A 14018-nucleotide genomic window follows, 5' to 3' on the forward strand; every position below is an offset into this window, starting at 1 on the left:
TAGACCGACGATGCGTCTGCATCGTCGGTCTTTTGCTATCTGGGCATTTTGCGGCTAAGTGTTCATTTGCTGACGTGTGCCTGAATAAATGGACAGTATTTCGCAAGGTTTTGGTCGGCTTTTGGTTTGACCGCGAAAACCGGTTTTGGAGAATGGCTGTTGCAGGACTCTTTTCCTGACACGATGTTGTTGGGAGGTTTTGCTATGGCGCAGCGCGAACAACACGAACGGGTCAAACGGATGGACCGCTTGGCGGACAAGCTGCTCGGTCATAAGGCAGTGGTGATGGCGATACTGGTCGTCATTGCGATGGCGAGCGGCTTGGCGATGGCGAACCTTGGCGGCGGTACTGGCGGCGTGTCGTTTGAGCGCACTGATGGTTCGGGCTCGTTAGTGGAGCCGGGATCCGGCGATGCCTCGAGCGGAAAGACATCCGAAGGCTCTTCGTCTAAGGCGTCTGCCGCGGCAGAGGTTTATGTCGATGTTGATGGTGCCGTTGTGTCGCCCGGTGTATATCGCGTCAAGGACGGCGCGCGGGTGGCTCAGGCGATAGATGCCGCCGGCGGGCTGGCGCCCGAGGCAGACGTTACGGGGCTCAATCGGGCATCCAAGGTCGTCGATGGGCAGAAGATTCACGTTCCAACGGTGGGGGAGCAGCAGGCGTCCATTGCGGAAGCCGGTGTTGATGGTGGGGCTTCCGCATCATTGGGCGTGAGTGGCGCAACGGGCCTAGTCAACATCAATACGGCAAGCGCGGCAGAGCTGCAGACGCTCTCGGGCATCGGTCCCTCCGTGGCACAGTCGATTATCGATGAGCGTACAAAGAACGGTGCTTTTGCCTCGGTTGACGATCTGATGCGTGTGTCGGGAATCGGCGAGAAGAAGCTTGCCAAAATCAAAGATTGCATCTGCGTATGAGTGCGACCGAGCGCGAACATGTGATGCCTCCGCGGCCCCTGATGCCGTGGACGATGGCCCTGTGTGCCGGCATGTGCATGAGCTGCGCCTTGGTGCTCAACGTGGCCGCTGATGCGCTGCTGAGGGAGCAGGCGCCGGCGGTCGGGCTGCTATGGGCCATTCCCGTTGCGGCGACGGTATTCGTTGTGCTGGCTCAATCTTGTGCGCGGCTTGCCCCTTGGAAGCGGTGGCTGTATGCCGCGTCCGTCGGTCTCGTGGCGGGAGCGGTCGTCTCGGCGTGGTGGGCTGCGGGCGCGCTCAACGCCTCGAAGGCGCTCGACGGTCGAGCGGCAAGCAGCCTCGAGTTTGTCGTGCAGGGTGATCCATCCATAAACGACGACGTGTATTCCTATACCTGCGAGGTACGCGCGGACGGTAAGAACTTGGCAACGGTTCGCCTATCGTGCGACCGCGAGCTCAAGGTCGGGGCGCACGTGCGTGTTATCGGTCGCGTTTCACGTTTTGAGAACGATGCGTATGGACGATTGCGCGTGCTCCGAGGCGAGGTGCGCAAGGTTAAAGCCGTTCGGATTGTGTCGGTCGATGAGGGCTCTCCGGGGCCGCTGCTTCGGCTGCGAAATTGGCTGCTTGCGTCCATCGCGCCTGCGACCGACCCGGCACGTGCGCTCATAGCCGGTGTCGTCTGTGGTCGTTCGGCCGAGCTGCGCGCCCAGCCGGCGGGCGACTGGTTTTCGGTGACGGGAACGGCGCATCTTATCGCCGTCTCGGGCAGCCATCTGGCTATCGTGGGGTTTGTGATCGAGGGCGTATTGCAAAAGACTCGGTGCTCACGTGGTTTTCAGCGGGTGATATTGGCGATAACGCTTGTGGGCTACGCTGCCTTTACGGGCGCGTCTCCCTCGGCCGTGCGCGCGTGCTGCATGGTGTTCGCGACGCTTGTCGTAAACGGAGCGGGTCGTCGTCGGCACGGCGCATCGGCACTCTTCGTAACCATGTCCATCTTTGTGCTACTGAGGCCGACGGTGCTGTTCGAGATGGGCTTTCAGCTTTCATGTGCTAGCGTCTTAGCCATTCTGTGCTTTTGCCCCTATGCGACCTACGCTTTGGGTGAGCTGGGTGTGCCATCGGGCGTTGCCGGCATGCTTTCCGTCACGCTGTGCTCGCAGTTGGCGACCCTTCCCATTACCATTCCTGCATTCGGTACGTTCTCGCTCATTGCTCCGTTGGCAAATGCGGTCATCGGTCCGGTGGTGAGCGTACTGCTTGCTGTGTCCATCGTGCTGGTTCCCTTTTCGCTCGTGGGACCGTTGCGGACTTGGGCGCTCGTTGTGCCCATGATTGCCGCCCGTTGCGCGCTGTTTTTCGAGCAGCTGTTTGCCGCCGTGCCGGGTGCATCCGTGAGCGTGCCGCCCGATAGCATGTGGATTTACCTAGTGCCGTGTTTGCTGGCGGTTCTGCTGGTCTGGTGGCCGCGTCCCCGTGCACGTCTTATGGCGGTGGGGCTTGCATGCCTGGTGCTCTTGGCTGCGATTCCGTACGTCTACTGGGATCGATTCGCTCCGCCTTCGGTGACGGTACTCGATGTGGGCCAGGCCGATGCGATTCTTATCCGCGAGGGCGGCGCAGTAGCGCTCGTCGACTGCGGGCTCGACGAGCGCGTGGTAGCGGCGTTGGTTCGCAACAATGTCCACCATATCGACGCCGTCTTCGTGACACATTGGGACGAAGATCATTGGGGTGGTCTTCCCGATGTGCTCGATCGGTTTTCGGTTGGAACCATTGCAGTTGCAGCGGATGCGCTGGACGGTGCGCCTGCTGAGGTCCTGAATCGCCCCGGCGTAACGTATCGGCAGGTGGCTCGCGGGGATACGGTCGATATCGGCGCATTTCGGGCTCGTGTGATGTGGCCGTTTGACACGGTGGATGGCGAGGGCAATGAGGACTCGCTTGTCTTGCTGCTCTCCTATGCCCGGGAATGCAAGAGCCTGCGTATGCTCCTCACTGGTGATGCCGAGCTCGATCAGGAGCGCGAGTTTGTACAGGAGGTGGGTGATATCGATGTGCTCAAGCTGGGGCATCACGGCTCAAAAGTTTCCGTCGACAAAGACCTGCTGGAAACGCTTAAGCCCGAGCTCTCTATGGCGAGTGCGGGCGAGGGCAACCGCTACGGCCATCCATCCGATGCCTGCATCGATGCCGTTCGCGATGCGGGCGGCGCGTTCGCATGTACCATTGAACAAGGAGACATTACCGTCTCGCCGACCGTAACAGGTTTTGCCATGCGATGCCAGCGACCGTGATGCTGCCGTTGGCGCGGGACCAACCCCTGGGCTAAAATGGCACGGTACGAATTCGAGAGTCTGCGGGAGGGGAGCGCAATGTCCGAAACCGGTCTGCTGCCGGCATATCTGATCGTCGGTACCGACGGAGTCAAGCGCGATCACGCCGTCTCGCGTATGAAAGCGCGTCTGGAAAAGTCGGGTATGGTCGAGTTCAACCTCGACGAGCGCGATATGACCAAAGACCCCGATATCGAGTCGATTATCGGATCGCTCAACACCTTTCCCATGGGCAGCGAGTTTCGCCTGGTAATCCTTGACGGCTGCTCAAAACTCGCCAAAGCGATCTCCGAGCCGCTTGTCGACTATCTGGCGAGTCCCAGCCCCACGACGGTTTGTCTCATCATCGCCGACTCGCTTGCCAAGAACACGCGCCTGTATAAGGCGATCGCCAAGATCGACAAGAAGGCGGTGATCGATTGCTCCGGTACCAAGCGCTGGGAGCTACCGCGCCGCGTGCAGCAGATGGCGACGCAGCACGGCAAGTCGATCTCGACGGCGGCCGCCGAGGAGCTCGTCTCGCGTTCGGGTGAAAACACTCGCATGCTCGATAACGATTTGGCTAAGCTTGCCCAGATGGTCGAGGCGCCCCAGATTGAGCTTGCTGATGTGGAGCGCTGGATTGTGCGCACGGCCGAAGTCCAGCCCTGGGACTTTCTCAATGCGGTCTCGGCCCGTGACATGCGACGCTCGCTCGAGCTCTTCAATCTACTGCCCGCCAAGAGCTACGTGTGGACTTACACATTGCTGTGCGGCCGCATCCGCGAGCTTATCGTTGCCAAGGCGCTCGATGCGCGCGGACAGGGTCGTGAGCTGGCCGCAACGCTTAAGCTCCAGTCCTGGCAGGTCAAGAATCACCTGACCTGGGCACGTCGCTTTTCGATGGCAGAGCTCGTTGCCGCGCTCGAGGGCGCGGTCGATGTGGAGCTCGCGCTGAAGGGTTCGGCCGATTCTCAGACCGCGCTTTTGCTCTGGATTACGTACATCTTGAGAAAATCGTGATGATACCTGCCTATTTGACAAATTCGTTCTATCCCTTTGAGGGGGAGCGTGCTATAGTAGGCGCTTGCATGACCTCACCGTGTCTCAGAGGTGTCATACATTTTTTGCAAGGAACTCGAAAGGAACTCCAGAAGTGGCAAACATCAAGTCTCAGAAGAAGCGTATCCGCACCAATGAGGCAGCTCGCATGCGTAACAAGGCTGTCAAGTCCGAGCTCAAGACGCTGACCAAGCACGTCCAGTCCGCCGTTGCCGAGGGCGACGCCGAGAAGGCCCAGGCTGCCCTCAAGACCGTCACCAAGCGTCTCGACATGGCTGCCGCCAAGCATGTTATCCACAAGAACCAGGCTTCCAACCGCAAGTCCGGTCTTGCCAAGCTCGTGAACAGCATCAACGCCTAAGTTGTAAATTTCACACCACACAGATTACGCGCATAAATGGAGCCTGTTTTATGGAACAGGCTCCATTTTTTGTACCGCTCGGGTAAGATAGTCCGCATGAATACTTCAATTGACATTTCCCACATCCGCAACTTCTCAATCGTTGCGCACATCGACCATGGCAAGTCCACGATCAGCGATCGCATCCTCGAGCTCACCCATACCGTCGACGAACGCGACATGGAGTCGCAGCTGCTCGACACCATGGATATCGAGCGCGAGCGCGGCATCACGATCAAGTCCAATGCCGTTCGCGTGTCCTATGACGCCGACGATGGCGAGACGTATCAGTTCAATCTGATCGATACGCCGGGCCACGTGGACTTTACCTATGAGGTCTCGCGCTCGCTGGCAGCCTGTGAGGGCGCGGTGCTCGTTGTCGACGCCACGCAGGGCGTCGAGGCGCAGACCGTCTCCAACGCGACGCTCGCCATGAACGCCAATCTGGACATTGTGCCGGCCATCAACAAGATCGACCTGCCCTCGGCCCATCCCGACGAGGTTAAGACCGAGATCGAGGATGACCTGGCGATCCCTGCCGATGATGCCGTGTGCGTCTCGGGCAAGACCGGCGAGGGCATCCACGATCTGCTGGAGTCCATTGTCTTTTTGATCTCTCCGCCCAAGGGCGATGCAAATGCTCCGCTCAAGGCACTCATTCTGGATTCGTACTTCGACGAGTATCGTGGCGTCGTCGCCACGGTGCGCATCTTTGACGGCTCCATCAAAAAGGGCGATACCCTGCGCATGATGCAGGCAAAGGGCGACTTTTTGGTCGATGGCGTGGGCGTCAAGCGTCCCGCCGAGACCCCGGTCGACGCGCTCACGGTCGGCGAGGTCGGATACGTGGTCACGGGCCTGAAGGACCCCGAGGCCGTTCGCGTGGGCGATACCCTCACGTGGGCGTCGAATCCCTGCCCCGAGCCGCTTCCCGGCTACCGCGAGGCCAAGCCCATGGTCTATACGGGCCTGTTCCCGATCGATAACAAGGACTACGAGAACCTGCGTGACGCGCTCGATAAGCTGCACGTCAACGACCCGTCGTTGGTGTGGGAGCCCGAGACCTCGGTGGCGCTCGGCTTTGGCTTCCGCGTGGGCTTCTTGGGCCTGCTGCATATGGAGGTCGTCAAGGAGCGCCTGGAGCGCGAGTTCAATCTTGACCTCATTGCCACGAGCCCCTCGGTGGACTATCACGTCTACAAGACTGACGGCGAGATGATTGATGTCCGCAGCCCGCAGGATCTGCCCGAGGCTACGCGCATCGAGCGTATCGAGGAACCCTACCTCAAGGCCAAGATTATCTGCCCGCCCGAGTATACGGGTGCCGTCATGCAGCTCGCTATCGAGCACCGCGGCATTACTACCGACATGATTCATCTCACGAGCAAGTCGGTCGAGATGCGCTTTGATATGCCGCTCGCCGAGCTCATCTTGGACTTCTTTGACCAGCTCAAGAGCCGTACCAAGGGCTATGCCTCGCTCGACTACGAGTTCAACGAGTATCGTCCCTCCGAGCTCGTCAAGCTCGATATCTTGCTTTCGGGCGACGAGGTGGACGCGCTGTCGTTTATCGTCCATAAGGACAAGGCCTATGGCCTGGCCCGTGGTCTGTGCGACAAACTTAAGGAGATCATCCCGCGTCAGCTGTTCGAGGTTCCCATCCAGGGTGCTATCGGCAACAAAATCATCGCCCGTTCTACCGTCAAAGCGCGTCGCAAGGACGTTCTTGCTAAGTGCTACGGCGGCGATATCTCGCGTAAGCGCAAGCTGCTCGAGAAGCAGAAAGAGGGCAAGAAGCGCATGAAGGCCATCGGCTCGGTCGAGGTCCCGCAGGAGGCCTTTATGGCGATCCTCAAGGTGGACGAGTAGGTCTATGGCGCTTTCCGAATACAGCAAGCGGCTGCTGGGCGCCTATGCCGAGCAGCCGTTCCTTATGGCTCCCATGGCGGGCGTAACCGATCCCGCTTATCGCATCATGTGCCGCCGCCGCGGTGCCAATCTCGCCTATAGCGAGATGGTGAGCGTGGCGGGCCTTGCCTATGCCAGCAACAAGACCTGGCGCCTGGTGCTACCGGCCGACAAGGAGCAGCAGATTTGCGTGCAGCTCTTTGGCTCCAAGCCCGAGCAGTTTGCGAGTGCCGTCGCCGCCGTCGAGGAGCGTGTGGGCGATCGCCTGTCATTGATTGATATCAACATGGCCTGTCCGGCTCGCAAGGTCGTTACTAAGGGCGAAGGCTCGGCGCTTATGCGCACGCCCGACCTGGCCGAGAAGATTGTCGAGGCAGCGGTGGGCGCGGCGCATGTTCCCGTGACCGTGAAGATCCGCAAGGGTTTTTATGCCGAGGACCGCAACGCCGCAACGTTTGCCCAGATGCTTGAAGGGGCGGGCGCCTCTGCAGTTGCCGTGCACGGTCGTTGTGCCACGCAGCTCTACACCGGCCAGGCCGATTGGTCGGTTGTCGATGAGGTTGCCGACGCCGTCGAGATTCCCGTGATTGGTTCGGGTGATGTGTTCTGCGCCGAGGATGCCGCGGAGCATCTGCGCAGTTCTGGTGCCAGCGCGGTGTTTATCGCGCGCGGCATCTACGGCAATCCGTGGGTGTTCGGTGATGCTCGCGCCCTTGCGCTCGATGGCATGCCGGTGCCGGCGCGCAGCTCCGTTGAGCGCCTAGACGCCCTGCGTGAGCACCTAACGCTGACGCATGAGCTCCTGCCGCTCATGTCGCGTGCCCGTACGTACGCAAGCTGGTACTTAAAAGGCATGCCCCATGCCGCCGCTTGGCGTGCCCATGTGGTGCGCTGTTCCACTTACGAGGAGTTTATGGCGCTGGTCGATGAGATCGAGCGCGATGTGGTGGCCTGCGAGGCTGCCCTTGCCGCCGGCGAATCGGTGCCTCCACATCCGCTGGAGGCTTAAGGGTGGCCGTTACCGCGCTGTACGTGCACGTGCCGTTTTGCGCCCAAAAGTGCCGGTACTGCGACTTTGACTCGCGCAGTTTTGCTCCGTGCGACCTGAGCGCTGCGCTCGATGTCTATTTTGAGCAGTTGTTCGCGCGCCTCGATGCTTTTGGCAAGGCTAGGGCCCTTGAACAGATCCGCACCGTCTATGTTGGCGGTGGTACGCCGTCGCTGGCGGGGGAGCGCCTGGTGGAGCTGGCGCGGCGTATTCGTGCGTGGTGCGCCCCCGTTGAGTTTACCTGCGAGGCCAATCCCGAGTCGCTGACCGCCGAGCTTGCCGCTGCGCTTGCCAAGGTTGGTGTCACACGCGTCTCTCTGGGCGTGCAAACGCTCGATAACATCGAACTTACCGCTATCGGCCGTATTCACGATGCCGATCGGGCGCTCGCCGCCATCGCGACAGTCAAGAACGCTGGGCTTGACGTGTCGTGCGACCTTATGTGCGGACTTCCCGGGCAGACCGCAGCGAGTTGGAGGCGCACGCTCGATGGCGTGCTGGCGGCGGCTCCGCATCATGTGTCGGTCTACCCGCTCACGCTTGAGGAGGGGACTCCCCTTTATCGCATGGCGTGCCGCGACGAGTCGGTAGAGCCCGACGAGGATTTTCAAGCTTCGTGCATGGATGTGGCGCGTGAGCGTCTGGGTGCGGCCGGCTATCACCCGTATGAGGTGGCAAGCTATGCGCTCGACGGACATGAGTGCGCCCATAACATTGCCTACTGGACCGGCCAGGGCTATTTGGGCCTGGGTCGCTCTGCCGCGGGCATGCTCGATGCCGAGGATTTCGATCGTCTTGCAGGTTTGTTCCCCGGCGTGTCTTCTCGAGGCGATTCGTACCGCGTGCGTCTGGTGCAACGTGACGATGACGCGACGGCGTTCGAGGCCGAATATCTGTCGCAGCGTGAGGCTGCGGCTGAAGACCTGATGCTCGCTTGTCGCTTGACGCGCGGTATTGCGTCCGATCTGTTGGTTCGTGCAGCTTGCGTCATCCCAACGGGCGAGCTGGCAGCTGTCTGCGATCGCGCGCTCGAATTGGGTCTTGCCACTTGGGTGCCCGAGACGCTCGGAGTCCATGAGGGACCCTTCACTTCGGCAGACGTCCTCGCGGGCCATGTCCGTGCTCGTTTAGCGCCCACCCACTTGGGCTGGCTCGATGGAAATGTGCTGTTCGAGCTGTTTTGGGGTCTAGCCTAGGCCGCTCGGGTAGAATTACCGCAATATATACGCTGCTGTGAGCAGGAGGTTGCCGCGCATGGCGACGATGAACGAAAAAGATTACTACGAGATTTTGGGTGTCTCCAAGGACGCCACCTCGCGTGATATTCAGAAGGCCTTCCAGCAAAAGGCCCGCAAGCTCCATCCGGACGTCAACAAAGAACCTGATGCCGAGGAAAAGTTTAAAGAGGTTTCCGAGGCCTACGCCGTGCTTTCGGACGAGCAGAAGCGTGCGCGCTACGACGCCATGCGCTCGGGCAATCCCTTTGCCGGTGCACCGACGGCTTCGCCCTATGGCGGTGGCTATGCCGGCAGCGCCGGTTACGGCAATCCCTTTGACGGCGGTTTCCCCTTCGGGGGCGCCTGGGGCCAGCCGCGTCGCGGGCAGGCTGCCTATAATCCCGAGAACGGCGCCAACGTGGTCGTCGATATTAAGCTCGACGCCAAGGAGGCCAAGGGCGGTGCCCGCAAGACCGTTCGCTATACGCGCTTCGATACCTGTGGTCACTGCGGAGGCTCGGGTTCTGTTTCGTCCGAGCATGCACATACCTGTCCGAGCTGCGGCGGTCGCGGCCACATCGACGTCGACCTGTCCTTCCTGTTCGGTGCCGGCACGTTCCAGTCGGTCTGCCCCGAGTGCGGAGGTTCCGGTAAGGTCGTCGCCGACCCCTGTCCCGATTGCGGCGGCAGCGGTCGAACCCGTGTGACCTCCGAGCAGACAATTGAGTTTCCTGCCGGCACGCACGATGGCGACGAGGTCCGCATTGGCGGCATGGGTCACGCCGGCACCAACGGTGCCTCGGGCGGCGATCTTGTCGGCCGTGCCCATGTTGAGGCCGAGCGTCTGGAAGGCAAGGCCCGTACCGGTTTTTACCTGATGGGCATCGTGGCGCCGTTTTTGGTGCTGTCGGCCATATCGGGCGTGTTCTCGGCCTTTGCCGTGATGTGCTTTATTCCGTTTGCCATGGGCCTTTTCATGGTGGTCTCGGACGGCGTGCTGCACCGCAGCCTGCTGTGGTGGAAGCGCGGCGCGATGCAGTTTGCCAACGGTTTTGCCAACGGATTTATGTTCGCGCTCGTGTCGGTTTGGTTTGCGAGCTGCTCGCAACGTGCCATGCTTTCGCCCTACGCAATGCAATAACATCTAGCCCTCTGTTTGCGGCCGGCCCAGCTTGGGTATAGGACGCACTGTGACAATAATGAAAGTCGGAAGGATTCGGTCGTGTCGGAAAATAGGGATTACTACGAGGTACTTGGCGTCGACAAGGATGCCGATGCGCGGACGATTAAGCGCGCGTTTCTAAAGAAGGCCCGTACCGTACACCCGGACGTTTCGGACGACCCCGAGGCCGAGGCCAAGTTCAAAGAGCTCAACGAGGCTTATTCCGTTCTTTCCGACGAGCAGAAGCGTGCTAACTACGACCGTTACGGCACCGCGGACGGCCCTGGTGGTTCGGGCTACGTCGATATCAACGATATCTTTGGCGGCATGGGCATGGACGACCTCTTCTCGTCGTTCTTTGGCGGCGGTGCCGGCGGTGGCGCCCGAAATCGCCGTGAGCGTCGTCGCGGCCGCGATATGGCGATCTCCCTTTCGGTGACCCTTGAGGAGGCGGCGCTCGGTTGCAAAAAGACGATCAGCTATGACCGCCTTGCCCCCTGCGAGGATTGTAACGGCACTGGTAGGGCCGAGGGCGCACAGGAAAAGCAGTGCAGCCGCTGCCACGGCACAGGCTATGTCACGACGGTCCAGCGCTCGTTCCTGGGCCAGGTTCAGTCCTCTTCGCCTTGCCCCGACTGCCACGGTGAGGGCACGGTCATCGACCATCCCTGCGAGACCTGCGACGGTCAGGGCCGCACACCTTCGCACGAAAAGATCGACATCGATATCCCCGCCGGCGTTTCGACCGGTCGCCAGCTGCGCGTGAGCGGCTTTGGCGAGGCAGGCCTTCGCGGTGAGCCCTCGGGCGACCTGATCGTCAACGTTCGTGTTGCCGACCACGAGCGTTTTAAGCGCAACGGTGACGACCTGTACCTCCTGAGCGATATCTCGATTGCGCAGGCTGCGCTTGGCTGCGAGATCGAGGTCGAGGGCATTATGCCCGACGAGGTCGTCAAGGTGACGGTTCCCGCCGGCGCCCAGTACGGTGACACCGTGAGCGTCAATAATTACGGCATGCCGCGCATTGGCGGTGGCGGTTCGCGTGGCCGCTTGATCGTGCAACTGCGCGTGGTCGTTCCCACCAATCTTTCCAATAAGCAACGCGAGCTGCTCCGCGCTTTTGCCGATGAGATGGGCGATGACGTCGCTTCCGGTAAGAAGTCGGTGACCGACCGTATCAAGAGTGCCCTCGACGATATCCTCGATTAAGGAGCCCGCGTGCTCGCACCTCATATCTCTGTCGTCAACCTCGGCTGCCGCGTCAACCGGGTTGAGTCCGACCGTATCACTGCCGATCTTATGCGCCTGGGATTTGCTATTGTGGAGCCGCAGGATGCCGATCTGATCGTCATTAACACCTGTGCCGTTACGGGCGAGGCCGAGGCCAAGACCCGTAAGGCCGTCCGTCATGCGCTGGCCTATCCGGGCGAGCCTTACGTGGTCGTAACCGGCTGCGTCGTCAACCTGCATCCCGAGGAGTTGCTGGAGCTCTCCGATCGCGTGATCGCCGAGCCGTCCAAGATTGACGTCGCCGAGCGCGTCTGCGAGGTGCTGGGTGTCGAATCCGATAGCGTTCCCGCCTGCAGCGATGGCGAGGTGGTCGATGCGCTCGGTCGCTCTCGCCTGGGCGTGAAGATTCAGGACGGCTGCAACCATCGCTGCACCTATTGCATTGTGTGGAAGGCACGCGGCCCCGAGCGCTCCGTGCCCGTCGAGTCCGTGCTCGAGCAAGTTCGCGAGGCCCAGGAGGCCGGCGTGCCCGAGGTGGTGCTGACCGGTGTGAACCTGGGTGCCTACGATGGCAAGAGCGCGACCGACGAGCACGTCGAAATCGATGAGCTGCTCGAGGCCATCATGGAGCGCACGTCTATTCCGCATGTGCGCATTTCCTCGGTCGAGCCCATGGATATCTCCGAGCGCCTGCTTAAGGTTATGGCGCGCTATCCGCAGCGTATCGCCCCGTTTTTGCACCTGCCCGTGCAGTCCGGTTGCACGGCGACCCTGCATCGCATGGGCCGTCCCTATAGCGCCGAGGCCTTTGAGGACACGGTGCGTATGATTCGTGCCATCTTGCCCCAGGCGTCCCTTTCGTGCGATGTCATCGTCGGTTTTCCTGGTGAGACGGACGAGGAGTTCGAGGAATCGCTGGCGCTGTGCCGCCGTGTGGGTTTCTCGCGTATGCACGTGTTCCGCTACAGCAAGCGTCCCGGTACCCTTGCTGCCGACATGCCCGACCAGGTGCCACCCGAGGTTATGGCCGAGCGCAGCCGCCGTATGCGGGCCGCCGCACAGGAGCTCGCTATTGCCGACGCTCGTCGTCGCGTGGGCATGGTCGAGCGTGCCGTGCTCGAGTATGGTGACAACCTGACGCTCGGCTCGTTCCATCATGCCCGTCTTGACGATACCTGTGGACTTACAGCCCCGTGCCTGCTCGATGTTGCTATCATCGGAGTCGATGATTCCGGCTTGGTCCATGCACGCAGGGAGGTTCATGGAAGCCTCGAAGATTAGACTTACCGTTCCCGAGGGAATTGATCCCTCGTGCGTTTTGGGCGCCGGCGACGGCGTCCTTCGTGCGCTCGAGAGCTTGGTTCGCGCCCATGTGGTCGCCCGTGGCGATAGCATCGCCGTGAGCGGTGACCCGGATGAGGTCGAACTCGTGGCGCGTTTTTTCGAACATGCTTTTCGCGAGGCGGCCGCCGGGCGCACGCTGTCTGCCGACGATGTCTCTCGCTGCCTGGCCGTCTTGCGCGACGGTGAGCACGAGGCTACGTCGCTTCGCGATGACATGCTGCTTTCGTATCGCGGCCGCGTCATTCGTCCCAAGACGCTCGGGCAAAAGCGCTACGTGGATGCCATTCGCTCGCATACCATCACCTTTGGCTTGGGTCCAGCCGGTACCGGTAAGACCTATCTGGCCATGGCGCTCGCCGTTGCCGCGCTCAAGCGTCACGAGGTGGGCCGTTTGATCTTGACGCGTCCGGTTGTCGAGGCGGGGGAGAATCTGGGCTTTTTGCCCGGTACCCTTGAGGAAAAGATCGACCCCTACATGCGTCCGCTCTACGACGCCCTTTTTGACATGATGGATCGCGAGCGCACCGATGAGCTTATGGAGCGTGGCGTGATCGAGATTGCCCCGCTTGCCTACATGCGCGGCCGCACGCTGAGTGATGCCTTCGTGGTGCTCGACGAGGCGCAAAATACCACGCCCGAGCAGATGAAGATGTTCCTGACACGCCTTGGGTTCAACTCCAAGTTCGTGATTACCGGCGACCTGAGCCAGCGCGACCTGGTGGGTCGTCGTGGCGGTCTTGCTGACGTTGAGCAGATTTTGGGCCGTGTCGACGATGTCGCATTTTCTCACCTCGAGCGTGCCGACGTGGTGCGCCATGCCCTGGTGGGTCGTATCGTCGAGGCATATGAAGCTTATGATGACGTGCGCGAGCAGCGCCCGCGCGACCGAAAGGAGTCCCGTTGAGTGTATTGATCAGCAACGATGCCGAGCTCGATACGCTGCTCGACGCGCAGGAGGTGGAGCACATCTGCGAGGTTGTGCTTGCCGCCGAGGGCGTTGAACGTGGAGTCGAGATTTCCCTTTCGTATGTCGACGAGGACGAGATGCACGAGCTCAACCACGAGTGGCGCGGTATCGACCGCACCACCGATGTGCTCTCGTTTGAGTGCGATTCGGCCTTTGACGATGACATTCCCGCCGATGAGACGCTCGAGCTCGGCGATATTATCTTGGCCCCGCAGGTTATTGCCCGTCAGGCCCCCGGTTTTGGCAATAGCCCCGCTGACGAGTGCCGTCTGATGCTCGTACACGGAATGCTGCACCTGCTGGGCTATGACCACATCGAGGACGACGAGGCCGAGGTCATGGAGGCCCGCGAGGACGCCATCCTGCGCGATCTGGCGCTCGAGCGCGGCGAGGACCCTAAGCTAGTCCACGTCGGCCCCATCACCAACCACGCCCACGACTAGG

Annotated in this window: 12 protein-coding genes; all 12 read left to right on the forward strand. The window is 61.1% G+C overall.

All coding sequences use genetic code 11. The features are described from left to right. Window positions 1-204 precede the first annotated feature (204 nt). The 12 genes from DWY51_RS06940 to ybeY all read left to right on the forward strand — a co-directional run bounded on the left by DWY51_RS06940 (window position 205) and on the right by ybeY (window position 14017). Window positions 205-918 (forward strand): helix-hairpin-helix domain-containing protein, encoded by a 714-nt coding sequence (locus tag DWY51_RS06940; RefSeq protein ID WP_117770352.1) that lies wholly within the window; start codon window positions 205-207, stop codon window positions 916-918. Further along, window positions 915-3218 (forward strand): DNA internalization-related competence protein ComEC/Rec2, encoded by a 2304-nt coding sequence (locus DWY51_RS06945; protein ID WP_117770324.1) that lies wholly within the window; start codon window positions 915-917, stop codon window positions 3216-3218. The genes DWY51_RS06940 and DWY51_RS06945 overlap by 4 nt, the downstream gene beginning before the upstream one ends. Window positions 3219-3296: 78 nt before the next feature. Further along, on the forward strand, window positions 3297-4259 hold the full coding sequence (gene holA / locus DWY51_RS06950) for a DNA polymerase III subunit delta (RefSeq protein ID WP_117770325.1): 963 nt from the start codon (window positions 3297-3299) through the stop codon (window positions 4257-4259). Between the two features lie 133 nt (window positions 4260-4392). After that, the gene (gene rpsT, locus DWY51_RS06955; protein WP_022094714.1) at window positions 4393-4659 is read left to right on the forward strand and encodes a 30S ribosomal protein S20; all 267 of its coding nucleotides are present in this window, start codon (window positions 4393-4395) and stop codon (window positions 4657-4659) included. A gap of 96 nt (window positions 4660-4755) precedes the next feature. Then, the gene (lepA, locus tag DWY51_RS06960; RefSeq protein ID WP_117770326.1) at window positions 4756-6567 is read left to right on the forward strand and encodes a translation elongation factor 4; all 1812 of its coding nucleotides are present in this window, start codon (window positions 4756-4758) and stop codon (window positions 6565-6567) included. Between the two features lie 4 nt (window positions 6568-6571). Next, a complete protein-coding gene (gene dusB / locus DWY51_RS06965) occupies window positions 6572-7615 on the forward strand; it encodes a tRNA dihydrouridine synthase DusB (protein ID WP_117770327.1) in 1044 nt (347 codons plus the stop codon). 2 nt (window positions 7616-7617) lie between these two features. Next, complete coding sequence (hemW, locus tag DWY51_RS06970) at window positions 7618-8850, forward strand: radical SAM family heme chaperone HemW (RefSeq protein ID WP_117770328.1); 1233 nt, start codon at window positions 7618-7620, stop codon at window positions 8848-8850. Window positions 8851-8908: 58 nt separating this feature from the next. Continuing rightward, window positions 8909-10012 carry a DnaJ domain-containing protein gene (locus DWY51_RS06975; protein WP_196031227.1) on the forward strand — a complete coding sequence of 368 codons (1104 nt, stop codon included), beginning with the start codon at window positions 8909-8911 and terminating at the stop codon, window positions 10010-10012. Window positions 10013-10093: 81 nt separating this feature from the next. Then, a complete protein-coding gene (gene dnaJ, locus DWY51_RS06980) occupies window positions 10094-11242 on the forward strand; it encodes a molecular chaperone DnaJ (RefSeq protein ID WP_055309893.1) in 1149 nt (382 codons plus the stop codon). 9 nt (window positions 11243-11251) lie between these two features. Beyond that, window positions 11252-12544 (forward strand): MiaB/RimO family radical SAM methylthiotransferase, encoded by a 1293-nt coding sequence (locus tag DWY51_RS06985; RefSeq protein ID WP_117770329.1) that lies wholly within the window; start codon window positions 11252-11254, stop codon window positions 12542-12544. Further along, on the forward strand, window positions 12525-13511 hold the full coding sequence (locus DWY51_RS06990; RefSeq protein ID WP_117770330.1) for a PhoH family protein: 987 nt from the start codon (window positions 12525-12527) through the stop codon (window positions 13509-13511). The genes DWY51_RS06985 and DWY51_RS06990 overlap by 20 nt, the downstream gene beginning before the upstream one ends. Further along, on the forward strand, window positions 13508-14017 hold the full coding sequence (gene ybeY, locus DWY51_RS06995; protein WP_117770331.1) for an rRNA maturation RNase YbeY: 510 nt from the start codon (window positions 13508-13510) through the stop codon (window positions 14015-14017). Before DWY51_RS06990 ends, ybeY begins: the two co-directional genes overlap by 4 nt. Window position 14018: the final 1 nt, after the last annotated feature.

Origin of the sequence: Collinsella sp. AF25-2LB, from assembly GCF_003458415.1 — a bacterium.
GTDB lineage: Bacteria > Actinomycetota > Coriobacteriia > Coriobacteriales > Coriobacteriaceae > Collinsella.